The organism is Delftia sp. 11MD (genome assembly GCF_050907895.1).
Taxonomy (GTDB): Bacteria; Pseudomonadota; Gammaproteobacteria; order Burkholderiales; family Burkholderiaceae_C; genus Comamonas; species Comamonas tsuruhatensis.
This window is the reverse complement of sequence record NZ_CP194333.1, coordinates 1,938,446-1,956,371: the sequence shown is the minus strand read 5'-3', so window position 1 is coordinate 1,956,371 and position 17,926 is coordinate 1,938,446. Positions and strand designations below refer to the sequence as shown.

13 protein-coding genes are annotated in these 17,926 nt (G+C 64.6%); 4 read left to right on the top strand and 9 right to left on the bottom strand.

Translation table 11 applies throughout. From position 1 onward, the window contains the following. Positions 1-41: 41 nt before the first annotated feature. On the bottom strand, positions 42-2,486 hold the full coding sequence (ppk1, locus tag ACRSCF_RS08755) for a polyphosphate kinase 1 (RefSeq protein ID WP_034365571.1): 2,445 nt from the start codon (positions 2,484-2,486) through the stop codon (positions 42-44). 209 nt (positions 2,487-2,695) lie between these two features. On the opposite strand from ppk1, the gene ACRSCF_RS08750 reads away from it, so the two are divergent. Continuing rightward, complete coding sequence (locus tag ACRSCF_RS08750; protein ID WP_016447465.1) at positions 2,696-3,667, top strand: Ppx/GppA family phosphatase; 972 nt, start codon at positions 2,696-2,698, stop codon at positions 3,665-3,667. Positions 3,668-3,776: 109 nt separating this feature from the next. Continuing rightward, the gene (locus ACRSCF_RS08745; protein WP_016451338.1) at positions 3,777-5,630 is read left to right on the top strand and encodes an EAL domain-containing protein; all 1,854 of its coding nucleotides are present in this window, start codon (positions 3,777-3,779) and stop codon (positions 5,628-5,630) included. Positions 5,631-5,716: 86 nt separating this feature from the next. Here the strand turns inward: ACRSCF_RS08745 and glmM are convergent, their stop codons facing one another. From glmM to ACRSCF_RS08725, 4 genes are all read right to left on the bottom strand, one after another. Then, positions 5,717-7,060: a phosphoglucosamine mutase gene (gene glmM, locus ACRSCF_RS08740; protein WP_016447467.1), complete on the bottom strand. Its 1,344-nt coding sequence runs from the start codon at positions 7,058-7,060 to the stop codon at positions 5,717-5,719. A 16-nt stretch (positions 7,061-7,076) separates the two neighbouring features. Next, positions 7,077-7,913: a dihydropteroate synthase gene (gene folP / locus ACRSCF_RS08735; protein WP_034365552.1), complete on the bottom strand. Its 837-nt coding sequence runs from the start codon at positions 7,911-7,913 to the stop codon at positions 7,077-7,079. 138 nt (positions 7,914-8,051) lie between these two features. Continuing rightward, entirely contained in the window at positions 8,052-9,974 is a 1,923-nt protein-coding gene (gene ftsH, locus ACRSCF_RS08730) for an ATP-dependent zinc metalloprotease FtsH (protein WP_432675555.1), read from the bottom strand. Between the two features lie 171 nt (positions 9,975-10,145). Beyond that, a complete protein-coding gene (locus ACRSCF_RS08725; RefSeq protein WP_026062160.1) occupies positions 10,146-10,799 on the bottom strand; it encodes an RlmE family RNA methyltransferase in 654 nt (217 codons plus the stop codon). A gap of 31 nt (positions 10,800-10,830) precedes the next feature. Between ACRSCF_RS08725 and ACRSCF_RS08720 the strand changes: the two genes are divergently transcribed. Both ACRSCF_RS08720 and ACRSCF_RS08715 read left to right on the top strand, forming a co-directional pair. Continuing rightward, positions 10,831-11,304 carry a YhbY family RNA-binding protein gene (locus ACRSCF_RS08720; RefSeq protein ID WP_012206726.1) on the top strand — a complete coding sequence of 158 codons (474 nt, stop codon included), beginning with the start codon at positions 10,831-10,833 and terminating at the stop codon, positions 11,302-11,304. 13 nt (positions 11,305-11,317) lie between these two features. Then, positions 11,318-12,112 (top strand): hypothetical protein, encoded by a 795-nt coding sequence (locus ACRSCF_RS08715; protein WP_016447471.1) that lies wholly within the window; start codon positions 11,318-11,320, stop codon positions 12,110-12,112. Between the two features lie 76 nt (positions 12,113-12,188). Here ACRSCF_RS08715 and ACRSCF_RS08710 read toward each other — a convergent pair whose 3' ends face one another. The 4 genes from ACRSCF_RS08710 to carA all read right to left on the bottom strand — a co-directional run bounded on the left by ACRSCF_RS08710 (position 12,189) and on the right by carA (position 17,818). Continuing rightward, positions 12,189-12,632 (bottom strand): DUF4149 domain-containing protein, encoded by a 444-nt coding sequence (locus ACRSCF_RS08710; protein ID WP_016447472.1) that lies wholly within the window; start codon positions 12,630-12,632, stop codon positions 12,189-12,191. Positions 12,633-12,676: 44 nt separating this feature from the next. Next, the gene (gene greA / locus ACRSCF_RS08705) at positions 12,677-13,153 is read right to left on the bottom strand and encodes a transcription elongation factor GreA (RefSeq protein WP_016447473.1); all 477 of its coding nucleotides are present in this window, start codon (positions 13,151-13,153) and stop codon (positions 12,677-12,679) included. Positions 13,154-13,404: 251 nt separating this feature from the next. Continuing rightward, entirely contained in the window at positions 13,405-16,653 is a 3,249-nt protein-coding gene (carB, locus tag ACRSCF_RS08700; RefSeq protein WP_016447474.1) for a carbamoyl-phosphate synthase large subunit, read from the bottom strand. After that, on the bottom strand, positions 16,646-17,818 hold the full coding sequence (carA, locus tag ACRSCF_RS08695; protein WP_016447475.1) for a glutamine-hydrolyzing carbamoyl-phosphate synthase small subunit: 1,173 nt from the start codon (positions 17,816-17,818) through the stop codon (positions 16,646-16,648). Before carA ends, carB begins: the two co-directional genes overlap by 8 nt. Positions 17,819-17,926 lie beyond the last annotated feature (108 nt).

Genomic DNA, 17,926 nt, shown 5'->3' with positions numbered 1-17,926 from the left:
TGCACAGGGCAGGCGCACGGCGCCCTGACAGGATATGCGGCTCAGGCCCGAGGGCCGTAACGCTCCATCAAGGCGTTCTGCGCCCCCAGGCCCGTGGTCGGATAGGGTGCGCGCTGGTAGGCGCCATTGGCTTCCAGCGTCCAGGCGTCGCGGTTGTCATGCAGGCTGGCGACAAGACATTCGTCTATCACCTGCTGGCGCAACGCCGGATCGCGCACAGGCCAGGCCAGCTCCACCCGGCGCATCATGTTGCGGTTCATCCAGTCCGCACTGGACAGCAGCAACTCCTGCTGATTGCCCCAGGCGAAGTAGAAGACGCGCGAATGCTCCAGGAAGCGGCCGATGATGGAGCGCACGCGGATGTTGTCCGTCCAGCCCTTGCGCTGCGGCGGCAGCATGCAGGCGCTGCGCACGATGAGATCGATGCGTGCGCCCTGCTGACCGGCACGCACCAGGGCCTGCATGAGCAGTTCGTCAGTCAGCGCATTCATCTTCAGCACAATCCGCGCCTCTTCGCCGCGCTGTGCGGCCTCGCCCACCTGGGCAATCAGCGCCAGCATGCGATCGTGCAGCTGGAACGGTGCAATCACAAGCTGGTGCAGCTTGGGCAAGCGGTTGTGGCTGGACAGGTGGCTGAATACGGCATCCATATCGGCCGTGATCTGTGCATCGCAGGTCAGTTGGCTGATGTCCGTGTACAGGCGCGCCGTGCGCACGTTGTAATTGCCGGTGGACAGGTGCCCATAGCGCTTGAGCTGACCGCTGCGCTTTTCGCGCCGGGTAATCAGCAGCATCTTGGCGTGCGTCTTCAGGCCCAGCACGCCGTAGACCACCTGGGCGCCCAAGGCCTCCAGCTTCTCGGCGGAGTTGATGTTGGCCTCTTCGTCAAAGCGGGCCTTGAGTTCCAGCACGGCCAGCACTTCCTTGCCGCGGCGAACCGCCTCGGCCAGCAGCTGCATGATCTCGGAGTCCGACCCCGTGCGGTAGATGGTCTGCTTGATGGCCAGCACCTCAGGGTCATTGACGGCTTCGCGCAGCAGCTCCAGCACGCCGTCGAAGCTCTCGAAGGGCTGGTGGATCAGCACATCACGCTTGCGGATCTGGGCCATCACCGAGCGGCCCGGCTGCAGCTGGCGCGGCCATGCCGGACGCCAAGGCGGAAACAGCAGCGCGGGGTCATCGACCAGATCCACCAGTTGCGACTGGCGCACCAGGTTCACGGGCCCCTTGACGCGGAACAGTGCCTCGGTCGGCAGGCCGAACTGGCCCAGCAGCAGGTCGGACAGCATGGGCGAGCAGGCAAAGGACACCTCCAGCCTCACCGCCTGGCCGTAGTGGCGATGGTGCAGACCCTGGCGCAGGGCCGTGCGCAGGTCGCTGACGTCTTCCTCATCCACTGCCAGGTCCGAATGGCGCGTGACACGGAATTGCGCAAACTCCGCCACCTCACGCCCCGGGAACAACTCGACGAGATGGGCGCGCACGATGCTGGAGATGCTCACGAACAGGCGCTGCTTGCCCGCGATCTTCTCGGGCAGGCGCACCAGGCGCGGCAAGACACGCGGCACCTTGACGATGGCCACCTCGTTGGCACGGCCAAAGGCATCGACACCTTTGAGGCGCACGATGAAGTTCAGCGCCTTGTTGGCCACCTGGGGGAATGGATGGGAGGGGTCCAGGCCCACGGGCATGAGCAGCGGCTGGACTTCGCGCAGGAAGTAATCGCGCACCCATTTGCGCTGGGCGCTGCTGCGCTCGCCATGGGATACCACGCGTATGCCCTGCCCCGCAAAGGCGGGAATCAGCGACTGGTTGTACAGCGTGTATTGGCGCAATACCAGCTCATGCGCCTTGTCCATCAGCGAGCGGAAGCTCTGCAGGGTGTACAGGCCCTTGGCGTCGCCGGCCTTGGCGGCCGTCACATGCGGGGCGCAACGCACCTCGAACCATTCGTCGAGATTCGAGGAGACGATGCACAGATAGCGCAAACGCTCCAGCAGCGGCACATCTTCACGCACGGCCCAGTCCAGCACGCGCTCATTGAAGGCCAGGATGCAATGGTCACGGTCAAGAAACTGTTGCTGCTGCTCTTGCACTTCACCGCTTTCGGCTGTGGCGTGCAGTCCAGTGTATCCGGGGGCGGGAAGCCTTGCAGAAGAAGCAGAGGCAGAAGCCGCAATGGCCTGGCCCTGCAGCTCCGACAAGGCGGTGGAGAGGCTTTTCGCCAGGGGCATCATCGGGACATTCAGGGGTGCAGAGACGGGTATGGGAGCTGTCTGGCGGGCCATGCCCAGCGAAGCCGGCCCTTCGGGCACGGCACGCGCTCCCTGTTCATGTTCTGGTTCGGCAGGTGCGGCAGAGGCGCCACCGGGAATCGGCGTGAATGTCTGGGGCATGGATGCAGGGGCCCGGCCTGGGCAGGACCCGGTAGTCACCCCGCTAGCCGGGGATTCGGGCAGTCTGCCCCGGATTTGTGACATGTTTATGACATGCATTCCTCTGTTCATGACATCTGTCATACAAGCCAAGCCAGGCGCAAGCAACGGCGCAGAAACCGTCACGCAAAGGTCATGACCCAGTCACACCGGCACGAGAGCGACGCGACATCGCCGGGGTGCTAAGCTAGCTGCCTTCCCCTGGATGCCGTTGGCTGCTGCAAACCTGCCGCAGCCGTGCCGTCGTCCGCCTTTCGCGCATGTCCTCTTCCAATCCCCCCGAAAGCCGCCTGGCCGCCATCGACATTGGCTCCAACAGCTGCCTGCTGGCCATGGCCCGCAGCGACGGCGCAAAGGTACAGCTGCTCAGCCATCGCAAGGAAGCCATACGCCTGGGCAGCGCCCTCGACGCCCAGGGCGCCTTGAGCCTGGAGGCCATGCAGCGCGGCTGGGCCTGCCTGGAGCGCTATGCGCAGGTGCTGGGTGATTTGCCCCGCCACCGCGTACGTGCAGTGGCCACGCAGACGCTGAGAGAGGCATCGAATCGCCAGATCTTCCTGGACGAAGGCCAGCGCATCCTAGGCTGCCCCATCGAGGTCATTGACGGCGAGGAGGAAGCACGCCTGATCTATCGCGGCGTCGCCCAGTTGCTGCCGCCCGGCGCCCAGCGTAGGCTGGTGGTGGATATCGGCGGCCGCTCGACCGAGCTGTGCCTGGGTCAGCAGCGGCAAGTACTGCAGGCACGCTCCTTCGCCTTCGGCAGCGTGACCTGGGCCTTGCGCCACTTCCCCGATGGCGAGTTGTCGGCCCAGGCCCTGTCCCAGGCCGAAGCAGCCGTGGCCGACATCATTGCGCCCGAAGCAGGACTTTTCGCTGCCGGGCAATGGAGCCATGCCTATGGCTCCTCGGGCACGGCCGGTGCCATTGTCAAGGTCCTGGCCCATGCGCCCGGGGGCACGGCCGGCTGGATCACGCGGCAAGGGCTGGACTGGCTGCATGCGCAGTTGCTGCGCGCAGGCCATGTCGACCGTGTGAACATGGACGGACTCAAGGAAGAGTTGCGCCCCATGATCGGCGGCGGCATGAGCGTGATGCGGGGCATCTTCTCCAGCCTGGGCATCGAGCGCATGCGCGTCACGCACGGCGCCCTGCGCCATGGCGTGCTCTATGAATTGGCCCACAAGCTCGATGCGCAGGCCAAGGGCCGGCAACGACAGTCCACCGGCACCTGAAAACCAAGGCCCTGCCCTCGCCAGGGAACGACAAAATGCTGTTTTGCGCGCAAGTGCTACACTTTGTAAGTTCCCCCTCATCCCTTTACCACCGCCCTACCGCTTCGCCATGTCCGCGCCGACGATTGCGTACGACCCTGTACTCGAACGTCCGTCTTCGATGATGGCGGCGTCGCTGCAGCGCAGCCTGCGCGAGCAGCAGGCACTGCTCGACAATGCCGGCGTGGGCATCGTCTTCATCCGCCAGCGCGTCATCGTCCGATGCAACCAGTGCTATGCCGACATCTTCGGCTACGCGGGCGAACATGCGCTGGTCGGCATCAACAGCGAGCACCTGCACCCCAGCCGCGACGAGCTGCGCAGCCTGGGGCGCGAGGCCTATCGCACGCTGAGCGCGGGCCTGTCCTTTCGCACGCAGCGCCGCCTGCGCCGCAAGGATGGCAGCCTGTTCTGGGGTGAACTGACGGGCCGGCTCATCAATCCGGGCGATGCACGCGAAGGCTCCATCTGGATCGTCAGCGACATCGACGACCGTCTGCGCGCCCAGCAGGCCCTGAGCCAGGCCCACGAACTGCTGGAGCAGCAGGTGCGCGACCGCACACGCGAACTCAGCGCCACGGTGGAGAACCTGCACCGCGAGATCGCCGACCGCAAGCTGGACCAGGAACGCATCTACTGGATGGCGCACTACGACGCGCTCACCGGCCTGCCCAACCGCACGCTGCTGGCCGAGCGCAGCGCCCGCGCCATCGAGCTGGCCAAGGTCAACGACACGCCACTGGCCGTGATGTTCCTGGACCTGGACCATTTCAAGCATGTCAATGATTCGCTGGGCCATCGCGTGGGCGATGCCCTGCTGGTGGAGATTGCCCGCCGCCTGCGTGCCGTGGTGCGTGACCGCGATACGGTGGCCCGCATCGGCGGCGACGAATTCGTGCTGCTGCTGCCCGGTGCCAATGCCCAGGGTGCGGCCCGCGTGGCAGGCAAGCTGCAGGAGGCGTCGCGCCAGGCCTACCAGATCGACCGCCACGAACTGACCATTGCGCCGTCCATGGGCATCGCGCTGTACCCGCGCGACGGCCACGACATCGACTCGCTGACACAGGCCGCCGACGCGGCCATGTACCACGCCAAGCAGGCCGGCCGCAACACCTACCGCTTCTTCACTCCGCAGATGCAGGCCCAGTCCCTGCGCGCCCTGCAGCTGGAGAACGCCTTGCGGCGGGCGCTGGAGCGCAATCAGCTGTATCTGCACTACCAGCCGCAGATCACCCTGAGCACCGGGCGCGTGCGCAGCGTGGAGGCACTGCTGCGATGGGAGCACCCCGAGCTGGGCTCGGTCTCGCCCGCGGAGTTCATCCCCGTCGCCGAGGACAGCGGCCAGATCCTGCAGATCGGCGAATGGGTGCTGCGCAGCGCCATGCAGCAACTGCAGGCCTGGCGCAATGCGGGGCTGCGGGACCTGAAGGTGGCCGTGAACCTGTCGGCCATCCAGTTCCACCAGCAGCAACTGCCCGAAATCATCAACCGCATCCTGCTCGACAGCGACCTGCCGGCAGATTCTCTGGAGCTGGAGCTGACCGAGGGCGTGGCCATCCATGATCCGCGCCAGGCCACGGCCACCATGGACCGGCTGCGCGAGCATGGCGTGCGCCTGGCCATGGATGACTTCGGCACCGGCTATTCATCCCTGAGCCAGCTCAAGCGCTTTCAGATCTACAAACTCAAGATCGACCAGTCCTTCATCCAGGACCTGGACCACGACAGCAATGACCGCGCCATAGTCAGCGCCATCATCCGCATGGCCCAGGCCCTGGGCATGCAGACCACGGCCGAAGGCGTGGAAACGGAGGCGCAGCTGCAGTTCCTGCGCGAGCAGGGCTGCGATGAAGCCCAGGGCTACCATTTCAGCCGCCCGCTGCCGCCCCAGGCGCTGGAGGCCTTTCTGCGCAGCCAGGGCTGAACGGCTCACCGCGCCACGGTCTGCAGACGAAAAAGCCGAAGACTGCAGCTTCGGCTTTCCATGGCAGAGAACGTGCCGCCCGCCGCTCAGGGCATGGGTGAATTCTTCGCCACGCTGGCCAGGCGCTCGGCGCAGCGGCTGGCCTGGTCGCCATCGCGTGCCTCCACCATCACGCGCAGCAAAGGCTCGGTGCCGCTGGCGCGGATAAGCACGCGCCCCGTATCGCCCAATTCGGCCTTGACGGCCTCGGTGGCTTCCTCCAGCTGGGTGTTGCGCTTCCAGTCCTGGCCCGGCTGCAGCCGCACGTTGAGCAATACCTGGGGAAACAGCTGGACCGAAGACAGCCACTGCGACAGGCTCTTGCCCGAACGCACGCAGGCCTGCAGCACCTGCAGCGCGCTGACCAGGCCATCGCCAGTGGTGTGCTTGTCCAGCGCCAGCAGATGGCCCGAGCCCTCGCCCCCCAGGGTCCAGCCCTGGCGGTGCAGCTCCTCCAGCACATAGCGGTCGCCGACCTTGGCGCGCACAAAGCCCACCCCCTGGGACTTCAGCGCCACCTCCACGGCCATATTGGTCATCAGTGTGCCCACGGCACCCGGCACGGCCTCGCCACGCGCCAGCCGGTCGGCCGCCATCAGGTACAGCAGTTCGTCGCCGTTGTAGAGCCGGCCAGCCGCATCGACCAGCAGCAGCCGGTCGGCATCACCATCCAGCGCCACACCGAAGTCGGCCTTGTTCGCTCGCACGGCCAGCACCAGGGCCTCGGGATGGGTGGCACCCACGCCTTCGTTGATGTTCAGTCCATCGGGCGCACAGCCAATGGCCACCACATCGGCCCCCAGTTCATGGAAGACCTTGGGGGCGATCTGGTAGGCCGCGCCATGGGCCGCATCGACCACGATCTTCACACCCTTGAGCGTGAGCGCATGGTCGAAGGTGCTCTTGCAGAACTCGATGTAGCGCCCTGCCGCGTCTTCAAGGCGCCGGGCCTTTCCCAGAGCGGCAGAGTCGACCCATACGGGATCTTCGGTCAAGGCCTGCTCGACCTCTTCCTCCCAGGCATCGGGCAGCTTGGTGCCCTGTGCGCTGAAGAACTTGATGCCGTTGTCGTAATAAGGGTTGTGGCTGGCGCTGATGACCACGCCCAGGCTGGCGCGCTGGGCGCGCGTCAGATAGGCCACGCCCGGCGTGGGCAGGGGGCCCAGCAGCATCACGTCCACGCCGGCAGAGTTGAACCCGGACTCCAGCGCGCTCTCCAGCATGTAGCCCGAGATCCGCGTGTCCTTGCCGATCAGCACCATGGGACGGGCTTCCTTGCGCCGCAGCACACGGCCCACGGCATGCGCCAGACGCAGCGCGAAGTCGGGGGTGATGGGCGAACGGCCCACCAGGCCGCGAATTCCATCGGTACCAAAATATGTGCGTGCCATAGTGCTCCTTTGTTGTTCAGTCGTTGTCGTGCATGGTCTGCCAGACCGTCAATGCCGCCACCGTATCGGCCACGTCGTGCACGCGCACCACGCGCGCGCCACGCTCCACCGCCAGCAGTGCCGCCGCCACGCTGGGCACCATGCGCTGGCCCTGTGGACGGCCACTGACCTGCCCGAGCGAGCCCTTGCGCGACCAGCCGGCCAGCAGCGGGAAGTCTAGGCCCAGCAATTCATGCTGGCGTGCAAGCACGGAAAAATTCTGTGCCACGCTTTTGCCGAAGCCGATGCCATAGTCCCAGACGATGCGCTCCCGCGCCACGCCCCGGGCCAGCAGGGCATCGCTGTGCAACTGCAGGAAATCGCGCACGGCGGGCACGGCATCGCCTTGCATGGGCGTGGTCTGCATGTCCTGCGGCGTGCCATGCATGTGCATGAGACAGATGCCGCAGCTCGGGTGCGCGGCCACCACCTGCTGCGCGCCCGGCTGGCGCAGCGCCCAGATGTCGTTGACGATGTCGGCCCCCAGATCCAGCACGGCCTGCATGACCTCGGGCTTGTAGGTATCGACGGAGACAGGCACGCCCAGTTGCACTGCGCCCTGTACAACAGGCAGCACGCGCCGCAACTCCTCATCCAGCGGAACAGCCGGTGAGCCGGGCCTGGTGGACTCGCCGCCAATATCGAGGATGTGCGCGCCCTCACTGACCAGTTGCTCTGCATGCCGCAAGGCCTGCTCCACCGTGTTGTGCCGCCCGCCGTCGGAAAACGAGTCGGGCGTCACATTGACGATGCCCATGACCAGTGGACGCTGAAGGTCTAGAACAAAGCGCGAAGTCTGCCATTGATGCGGCATGGGATTTCCTGAAGGTAGGCGCCTGCCGGACCGGGTTCATCGCTGGCCGTTGCGGGCAATTGAACACATCCTGCAAGCAAAGCAAAAGGGCCCCTCAGGGCCCTTTGCATGGGATTGACCGATTCTGCGGCAAGCAGCTCAGGCCGTGGTGGGCGCAGGGTCGGCATCCACTGCCGGCGTGCCGCCGGACGAGTTGCCACCGTCGGACGACGGCGGGTTGCGCGGCACCCAGTCCTTGGGAGGACGCGGCTCGCGGCCGGCCATGATGTCATCGAGTTGCTCGGCGTCGATGGTTTCCCAGTCGAGCATGGCCTTGGCCATGGCATGCATCTTGTCGGAGTTGTCCTCGATCAGCTTGCGCGCCAGTCCGTACTGCTCGTCGATGATGCGGCGAACCTCCTGGTCCACCTTCTGCATCGTCTGCTCGCTCATGCTGTTGGTCTTGCTCATCGAGCGGCCCAGGAAAGGCTCGCCTTCCTGCTCCGCATAGACCATGGGACCCAGCGCGTCGGTCATGCCGTAGCGGGTGACCATGTCGCGTGCGATCTGCGTGGCCCGCTCGAAGTCGTTGCTCGCGCCCGTGGTCATCTGGTTCATGAACACTTCTTCGGCAATGCGTCCACCGAACAGCATGGCGATCTGGTTGAGCATGAACTCCTTGTCGTAGGAGTAGCGGTCCTTCTCGGGCAGGCTCATGGTCACGCCCAGCGCACGGCCGCGCGGGATAATGGTGACCTTGTGCACGGGATCGCACTTGGGCAGCAGCTTGCCGATCAGTGCGTGGCCTGCCTCGTGGTAGGCCGTGTTGCGGCGCTCTTCCTCGGGCATGACCATGCTCTTGCGCTCGGGGCCCATGATGATCTTGTCCTTGGCCTTCTCGAAATCCTGCATCTCGACGGTACGCGCATTGCGGCGCGCGGCCATCAGGGCTGCTTCGTTGCAGAGGTTGGCCAGATCGGCACCCGACATGCCGGGCGTGCCGCGGGCGATCACGCCCGGATTCACGTCCTGGCCGACAGGGATCTTGCGCATGTGCACATTGAGGATCTGCTCGCGGCCGCGGATATCGGGCAGCGTCACATACACCTGGCGGTCGAAACGGCCGGGGCGCAGCAGCGCCGCATCCAGGATGTCGGGACGGTTGGTCGCAGCCACGACGATCACGCCGAGGTTGGTCTCGAAGCCGTCCATCTCGACCAGCATCTGGTTCAGGGTCTGTTCACGCTCATCGTTGCCACCGCCCAGGCCTGCGCCGCGCTGGCGGCCCACGGCGTCGATTTCATCGATGAAGATGATGCAGGGTGCATTCTTCTTGGCGTTCTCGAACATGTCGCGCACGCGGGCCGCGCCCACGCCGACGAACATTTCCACGAAGTCGGAGCCCGAGATGCTGAAGAACGGGACCTTGGCTTCACCAGCGATGGACTTGGCCAGCAGCGTCTTGCCGGTACCCGGAGGACCGACCAGCAGCAGACCACGCGGAATACGGCCGCCGAGCTTCTGGAACTTGTTGGGGTCCCTCAGGAAGTCCACGACTTCCTTGACCTCTTCCTTGGCTTCGTCGCAGCCTGCAACGTCGGCAAAGGTCACGGTGTTGTTGTTCTCGTCCAGCATGCGCGCCTTGCTCTTGCCGAAGCTGAAGGCACCGCCCTTGCCGCCGCCCTGCATCTGGCGCATGAAGTACACCCACACGCCGATCAACAGCAGCATGGGCCCCCAGCTGACGAGCAGGGTCATGAGGACCGAGCCTTCTTCGCGGGGCTTGACGTCGAACTTGACGTTGTTGTTGATCAGGTCACCCACGAGCCCGCGATCCAGGTAGGTGGCGGTGGTGCGCACCTTGCGGTCATCGTTGGTCGTGGCCACGATCTCGGTGCCGCCGGGGCTTTCCTGGATGGTGGCGCTCTTGATGCGATTGCTTCGCACCTCTTCCAGGAACTCGGAGTAACCGACATGGGACGCGCCAGCGCCGCCACGGGTGTCAAATTGCTTGAACACCGTAAACAGCACCATGGCGATGACCAGCCAGACGGCAATTTTTGAAAACCACTGATTGTTCAAGCGGGGCTCCAATGGGGGATACAGATAAAACGACTTCCAGCGTGCTCGAAGCGTATTTGCGGTCCATTTTAGGTGTTTCAAGCTGGCTGGTCGCCTATATCCCTCTATAGCAGCCATAGCTTGAATACGGTCTTGACCCGGGTCAGGGCAGCGCCGGGCGGCTGCACAGGGCTACTTGAGCCCCATGCCCACCAAAAACGTCTCCGAAGACTTGTCACGCGAGGACTTGGGCTTGATCGGCTTGACCACCTTGAAGGTCTGCCGGAACAGCGCAACCAGGTCATCGTAGGCCCCGCCGTGGAAGAGCTTCACCACCAAGGCGCCTTCAGGTTTCATATGGTGGATGGAAAAATCAACCGCCAGTTCGACCAGCAGCGCAATGCGCGCCGCATCCGTCGTGCCGTTGCCCGACAGGTTGGGAGCCATGTCGGAGACCACCACGTCGGCCTTGCCCCCGCCCAGGGCCTCCTGGAGCTGGGCCAGAACCGGCTCCTCGCGGAAATCGCCCTGGATGTACTGCACGCCCTCAATGGGCTCCATGGGCAGCAGATCCAGCGAGATGATGCGGCCGTTGAGAGCGCCGACGGCCGCCCCGTTGGGCGACAGGCAACGGCGCACATACTGGCTCCAAGCCCCGGGTGCGCAGCCCAGGTCCACCACCGTGGCACCCGGCCGGATGAGCTTGAGCTGCTCGTCGATCTCCTTGAGTTTGTAGGCCGCGCGCGCGCGGTAGCCGTCCTTCTGGGCGGCCTTGACGTAAGGATCGTTGACGTGGCTGTTGAGCCAAGCCTTGTTGACCTTCTTGCTTTTTGTTTGGACTTTCATGCTGGATTCTTTCAGCCTCGATAATACGGCCATGCCCCAAATTCAATTGACTCCCGCCGAGCGCCGGGAACACCGCGCCAACGCACACCACCTGGACCCCGTGGTCCTCATCGGGGGTGACGGCCTGACGGCTGCCGTGCAAAAGGAGGTCAACGCCGGCCTTAACGCACATGGCCTGATCAAGGTCCGTGTCTTCAACGACGACCGCGCCGCACGCGAGCAGATGTATCTGCAGCTGTGCGACGAGCTTGGCGCTGCACCCATTCAGCACATCGGCAAGCTGCTGGTGCTCTGGCGCCCCATGCCGGAAAAGGAAAAAGCCATCGACGAGAACCGCATGCCCGGCCCTCGCGATGTCAAGCTGCTCAAGTTCAGCAAGCGCTCGGGCCAGAAGCCCGAGGTCAAGCAGATCCGCGTGCTGGGCAACCAGCGCCTGACGGCAGGTGGCCAGGTCAAGCGCGCCAAGCCCAAGCAGAAGTCGGTCAAGAAGCGTCAGGCAGACTGAGTCCGCCGCATCCATGACCGTAGCATCCCATGCCGCCAGCGTGGCCCAGGCCGCGCAACCGCCCTCCGCCTCCCCCTCTGCGCAGCAGCGCTTCGTGATCTGCATGAAGTGGGGCAAGAAGTACGGTCCGGAGTATGTCAACAGGCTCTACGCCATGGTGCGTCGGCATCTGAAGGGCGATTTTCGCCTTGTCTGCCTGACCGATGACGGCGTGGGGATTCGCGACGAGGTCGAATGCCTGCCGATTCCTCCGCTGAACCTGCCCGCGGGCATTCCGGAACGCGGCTGGAACAAGCTCGCCACCTTCAGTGCCGACCTGCACGGCCTGCGCGGCACGGCGCTGTTTCTTGACGTGGACGTGGTCATCACCGGGCCGCTGGACGATTTTTTCACCGAGCCCGGCGAGTTCCTGATCATCCACGACTACAAGCGTCCGTGGCGCATCACGGGCAATTCCTCGGTGTACCGCTTCGAGCTGGGTGCCCACCCCGAGGTGCTGGACTACTTCCGCACGCATTTCGAAGAGATACGCCGCAACTTTCGCAATGAGCAGGCCTATCTGTCCGACATGCTGCACAAGCAAGGCAAGCTCAAGTACTGGCCGCAGGCCTGGTGCCCCAGCTTCAAGTACCACTGCATTCCCGCATGGCCGACGAACTACTGGAAGCCGCCCTTCGTGCCGGATGGTGCGCGCGTGGTGATCTTCCACGGCGAATGCAACCCGCCTGACGCGTTGGCCGGCCGGCGCAATCGGCGCTTTCGCTATATCCGGCCTGCCACCTGGGTGGCCGAGCACTGGCACGAGTGAGCAGCTCGACCCACAAAAAACGCCCGCGCTTGCGGGCGTTTTTGTTTGGTATGGTGCCGAACCGGCAGGACCGGGATCAGGCCGTGGCCCGGGTGTTCGCTTGAGACGAACGGCCTATGCGCCACAGCACGACGAGCGCACACAGCCACTGCAGCGCATACATCACCGTGCCCACGCTGTGCCACAGCTTGAGGTTGTCGCGTGCAACGATGCGCGGCGACACGCCGTACTGGACGACAAATGCCAGCAGCATGCCTGCGATCACAAAGCCCAGGCAGGCCTTGGCCCAGGGCTGCAGGACCGACTCCTTGCTGCGCCGGGACAGGACCAGCAGCACGGCCGCGCAGGCGATGGACACCCAGGTCTGCGCGGCAAACAGCTTGGCAGCCATGAAGCCCGCGACAGCCGGCGTGGGCAAGTGGGCGAACAGCATGGGTACGGCCATGAAGCCGATGGCCGACAGGCTGCCCCACCACAGGGCAGCGGCCAGCAGGGGGACGCGCTCGTACAGGTTGCTCATGGGCTTAAGCCTTCCTCAACGATCGAGGCACAGGCACCGACGCATCAGAGGTAGCGCACCGACACCACTTCATAGCGGCGCTCGCCGCCCGGTGCCTGCACGACAGCGGTATCGCCTTCTTCCTTGCCGATCAGCGCGCGTGCGATGGGGCTGGAGACGTTGATCAGGCCCAGCTTGAGATCGGCCTCGTCCTCGCCGACGATCTGGTACTTGACCGTGTCGCCGCTGTCCTCGTCTTCGAGTTCAACCGTTGCACCGAAGACCACGCGGCCGCCGGCATCCACGGCGGAAGGATCGATGATCTGGGCTGCGGACAGCTTGCTCTCTACCTCGGCAATGCGGCCCTCGATGAAGCCTTGGCGGTCCTTGGCGGCCTCGTACTCGGCGTTTTCGCTCAGATCGCCCTGGGCACGGGCCTCGGCGATGGCCTGGATGATGGAAGGACGCTCCACGGTCTTCAGACGGTGCAGCTCGTCCTTGAGTTTCTCGGCTCCGCGCTTGGTGATGGGAATGGTGGCCATTGAAAAGTCTCCATGTGCAGCAAACGCCGCGCGTTGCGCGGCTTCTTTGGCACAGGCGGGCCGGCAGTATGGCGGCAGGGCCTGCGCCCCAAAAGCAAACCGCCGCACGTTGCCGCGCGGCGGTTTCATCAAGTCATGTGGTCCATTATGCCGCGTTTGACCACCAGCTTCGGTGGGAAAACCCGGCGGCACTGTCGGACAGTGCCGCCGGCTGCACCTCGTCAGAAACGAGGGGCGGCAGTGCGGAAGGATCAGGCCGTCTGCAGCTGGGCGTGCAGTTCCTGGACGGAGTGCACATCCATGTTGCCCATGGACTTCATGCCTTCGACGGCGGCTTCGGCACCGAAGATGGTGGTGAAGGTGGTCACGCGCGCCAGCAGGGCGCTGGTGCGGATGGCGCGCGAGTCGGCGATGGCGTTGCGGCGCTCTTCCACCGTGTTGATGACCATGGCGATCTCGCCGTTCTTGATCATGTCCACGATGTGGGGGCGGCCCTCGGTCACCTTGTTGACGAGCTGCACTTCGATACCTGCCTCGGAGATGGCCGCTGCCGTGCCGCGCGTGGCGCACAGCACGAAGCCCATGGCAGCCAGTTCCTTGGCCACGGCCACGGCGCGCGGCTTGTCGGCGTTCTTCACGGTCAGGAAGACCTTGCCCTGGGTGGGCAGTGCCACGCCGGCGCCCAGCTGGCTCTTGACGAAGGCTTCGCCAAAGGTCTTGCCCACGCCCATGACTTCGCCGGTGGACTTCATCTCGGGGCCGAGGATGGTGTCCACGCCCGGGAACTTCACGAACGGGAAGACGGCTTCCTTGACGCTGAAGTACGGCGGCGTGACTTCCTTGGTGATGCCTTGCTGGGCCAGCGTGTCGCCGGCCATGCAGCGCGCAGCCACCTTGGCCAGCTGGATGCCCGTGGCCTTGGAGACGAAGGGCACGGTGCGCGAGGCACGCGGATTGACTTCCAGCACGTAGATCACGTCGCCATCGGCCGTTTCCTTGATGGCGAACTGCACGTTCATCAGGCCGACCACGCTCAGCGCGTTGGCCATGGCAGCCGTCTGGCGCTTGATCTCGGCCACGGTCTCGGGCTTGAGGTAGTAAGGCGGCAGCGAGCAGGCGGAATCGCCCGAATGCACGCCGGCCTGCTCGATGTGCTCCATCACGCCGCCGATGAAGACGGCGCCTTCGCGGTCACGCACGCAGTCCACATCGCACTCGATGGCGTTGGACAGGAAGTGGTCCAGCAGCACGGGCGAGTCATTGCTGACCTTGACGGCTTCGCGCATGTAGCGCTCCAGGTCACGCTGCTCATGCACGATTTCCATGGCACGGCCACCCAGCACATAGCTGGGACGCACGACCAGGGGGTAGCCCAGGCCGGCCGCCTTTTCCAGCGCTTCGGGCTCGGTACGGGCCGTGGCATTGGGCGGCTGGCGCAGGCCCAGCTCATGCAGCAGCTTCTGGAAGCGCTCGCGGTCTTCGGCCGCGTCGATCATGTCGGGCGTGGTGCCGATGATGGGCACGCCTTCCTTTTCCAGGCCCAGGGCGAGCTTCAGGGGCGTCTGGCCACCGTACTGCACGATGACGCCGACCGGCTTCTCGACAGCCACGACTTCGAGCACGTCTTCCAGCGTCAGCGGCTCGAAGTACAGACGGTCCGAGGTGTCGTAGTCGGTGGACACGGTTTCGGGGTTGCAGTTGACCATGATGGTTTCATAGCCGTCCTCGCGCATGGCGAGCGCGGCATGCACGCAGCAGTAGTCGAACTCGATGCCCTGGCCGATGCGGTTCGGGCCACCGCCCAGCACCATGATCTTTTTCTTGTCCGTCGGCTCGGCTTCGCACTCCTCGTCATAGGTGGAGTACATGTAGGCCGTGTCGGTGGCGAACTCGGCAGCGCAGGTGTCCACGCGCTTGAACACGGGGCGCACGCCCAGTGCCTTGCGCGCCTCGCGCACGGCCTTGTCGGTGCTGTGCAGCAGCTTGGCAAGGCGGCGGTCGGAGAAGCCCTTTTGCTTGAGCGTGCGCAGCGTGGTGGCGTCCAATGCAGCCAGCGCGGCATCGCCCTTTTCCTCGTAGACCTTGTCCAGTTCGAGTTCGATCTTGACGATCTCTTCGATCTGCACGAGGAACCACTTGTCGATCTTGGTGATGTTGTGCACTTCGTCCAGCGTCCAGCCGGCAGCAAAGGCGTCACCCACATACCAGATGCGGTCCGGACCTGGTTCGCCGAGTTCCTTTTCGAGGATCTCGCGGTCCTGGGTCTTTTCGTTCATGCCGTCCACGCCGACTTCCAGGCCGCGCAGCGCCTTCTGGAAGGATTCCTGGAAGGTGCGGCCAATGGCCATGACCTCGCCCACGGACTTCATCTGCGTGGTCAGGCGGTTATCGGCAGCCGGGAACTTCTCGAATGCGAAACGCGGGATCTTGGTGACCACGTAGTCGATCGAGGGCTCGAACGACGCAGGCGTCTTGCCGCCCGTGATGTCGTTCTTGAGTTCGTCCAGCGTGTAGCCCACGGCCAGCTTGGCAGCGACCTTGGCGATGGGGAAGCCCGTGGCCTTGGAGGCCAGCGCCGAGGAGCGCGACACGCGCGGGTTCATCTCGATGACGATCATGCGACCGTCCTTCGGATTCACCGAGAACTGCACGTTGGAGCCACCCGTGTCCACACCGATCTCGCGCAGCACCGCCAGCGAGGCGTTGCGCATGATCTGGTATTCCTTGTCGGTCAGCGTCTGCGCGGGCGCCACGGTGATCGAGTCGCCGGTGTGCACGCCCATGGGGTCCAGGTTCTCGATGGAGCAGATGATGATGCAGTTGTCCGCCTTGTCGCGGACGACTTCCATCTCGTACTCCTTCCAGCCGAGCAGCGATTCCTCGATCAGTAGCTCATTGGTCGGCGACGCTTCCAGGCCGCGCTTGCAGATGGTCTCGAACTCTTCGGGGTTGTAGGCAATGCCGCCGCCCGTGCCGCCCAGCGTGAAGCTGGGGCGGATGACGGTGGGAAAGCCCATTTCCTTTTGCACGGCCCAGGCTTCGTCCATCGAATGGGCGATGCCCGAGCGTGCCGAACCCAGGCCGATGCGCGTCATCGCATCCTTGAACTTGAGGCGGTCCTCGGCCTTGTCGATGGCCTCGGGCGTGGCGCCGATCAGCTCGACCTTGTACTTGTGCAGCACGCCGTTGCGCCACAGGTCCAGCGCGCAGTTCAGCGCGGTCTGGCCGCCCATGGTCGGCAGGATGGCGTCGGGACGCTCCTTGGCGATGATCTTCTCGACCGTCTGCCAGGTGATGGGCTCGATGTAGGTGACGTCGGCCGTGGCCGGGTCGGTCATGATCGTGGCAGGGTTGCTGTTGATCAGGATGACCTTGTAGCCCTCTTCGCGCAACGCCTTGCAGGCCTGCACGCCGGAGTAGTCAAACTCGCAGGCCTGGCCGATGACGATGGGACCGGCGCCAATGATCAGGATGCTTTTGAGGTCGGTGCGCTTAGGCATTTTTGTGTTTCTCCATCAGCGCCGTGAAGCGGTCAAACAGGTAGGCGATATCGTGCGGGCCGGGGGAGGCCTCGGGGTGGCCCTGGAAGCAGAACGCAGGCTTGTCCTTGTGCTCAAGGCCTTGCAGCGTGCCGTCGAACAGGCTGATGTGCGTGGCGCGCAGCGTGTCGGGCAGGGACTCCATCTCCACCGCAAACCCGTGGTTCTGGCTGGTGATGCTCACGCGGCCGTTGTCCAGGTCCTTGACGGGGTGGTTGGCGCCGTGGTGGCTGTTGGCCATCTTGAAGGTCTTGGCGCCAGCGGCCAGGGCCATGATCTGGTGACCCAGGCAGATGCCGAAGACGGGCTTGCCGGACTCCACCAGCTCCTTGGTGGCGGCAATGGCGTAGTCGCAGGGCTCCGGGTCGCCAGGGCCGTTGGACAGGAAAACGCCGTCGGGGTTGAGTGCCAGCACATCCTTGGCGGGCGTCTTGGCCGGCACCACGGTCAGCTTGCAGCCGCGCTCGGCCAGCATGCGCAGGATGTTGAACTTCACGCCGAAGTCATAGGCCACCACATGGAAACGCGGGGCCTGCTGCTGGCCGTAGCCTTCGCCCAGCTTCCACTCGGTTTCCGTCCATTCGTACTGTTGGGCAGCGCTCACTACCTGGGCCAGATCCAGGCCCTTCATGCTGGGGGCCGCCTTGGCCGCAGCCAGTGCCTCGTCGATGCGCGCCTGGGTCACTTCTTCGCCAGCGGCCAAACCGACGATGGCGCCGTTTTGTGCGCCCTTGTCGCGCAGCAGCCGTGTGAGCTTGCGCGTGTCGATGTTCGCAATCGCCACCGTGCCGCTGCGCGTTAGGTAGTCGGGCAGGGTCTCGGACTTGCGGAAGTTGCTGGCCAGCAGCGGAAGGTTCTTGATGATCAGGCCCGCCGCATGGACCTTGCCAGCCTCGACATCCTCTGCGTTGACGCCGTAGTTGCCGATGTGCGGATACGTGAGCGTCACGATCTGCTGGCAGTAGCTGGGGTCGGTGAGGATTTCCTGGTAGCCGGTGATTGCCGTGTTGAAAACGACTTCACCAACCGTGGTGCCTTGCGCACCGATCGAGTTGCCAACAAAGACCGTGCCGTCTGCGAGCGCCAGGATGGCGGATGGGAATGCTCCCTTGAGAGACAAAAGCACTGGGTTCTCCGGTTCTAATTACGGTTACGCCCAGCGTGCCGCACGGACGGGTCCGTGCGGTTTACAGCTTGTCTGCAGGGGGTGGCGAGGAAGCGTCGCTAGGCGTAT

Excerpts from the sequence above, each read along its gene's own strand:
- ACRSCF_RS08750 (WP_016447465.1), top strand. The coding sequence starts at position 2,696 with ATGTCCTCTTCCAATCCCCCCGAAAGCCGCCTGGCCGCCATCGACATT.
- ACRSCF_RS08745 (WP_016451338.1), top strand. The coding sequence starts at position 3,777 with ATGTCCGCGCCGACGATTGCGTACGACCCTGTACTCGAACGTCCGTCT.
- glmM (WP_016447467.1), bottom strand. The coding sequence starts at position 7,060 with ATGGCACGCACATATTTTGGTACCGATGGAATTCGCGGCCTGGTGGGC.
- folP (WP_034365552.1), bottom strand. The coding sequence starts at position 7,913 with ATGCCGCATCAATGGCAGACTTCGCGCTTTGTTCTAGACCTTCAGCGT.
- ACRSCF_RS08725 (WP_026062160.1), bottom strand. The coding sequence starts at position 10,799 with ATGAAAGTCCAAACAAAAAGCAAGAAGGTCAACAAGGCTTGGCTCAAC.
- ACRSCF_RS08720 (WP_012206726.1), top strand. The coding sequence starts at position 10,831 with ATGCCCCAAATTCAATTGACTCCCGCCGAGCGCCGGGAACACCGCGCC.
- ACRSCF_RS08715 (WP_016447471.1), top strand. The coding sequence starts at position 11,318 with ATGACCGTAGCATCCCATGCCGCCAGCGTGGCCCAGGCCGCGCAACCG.
- ACRSCF_RS08710 (WP_016447472.1), bottom strand. The coding sequence starts at position 12,632 with ATGAGCAACCTGTACGAGCGCGTCCCCCTGCTGGCCGCTGCCCTGTGG.
- greA (WP_016447473.1), bottom strand. The coding sequence starts at position 13,153 with ATGGCCACCATTCCCATCACCAAGCGCGGAGCCGAGAAACTCAAGGAC.
- carB (WP_016447474.1), bottom strand. The coding sequence starts at position 16,653 with ATGCCTAAGCGCACCGACCTCAAAAGCATCCTGATCATTGGCGCCGGT.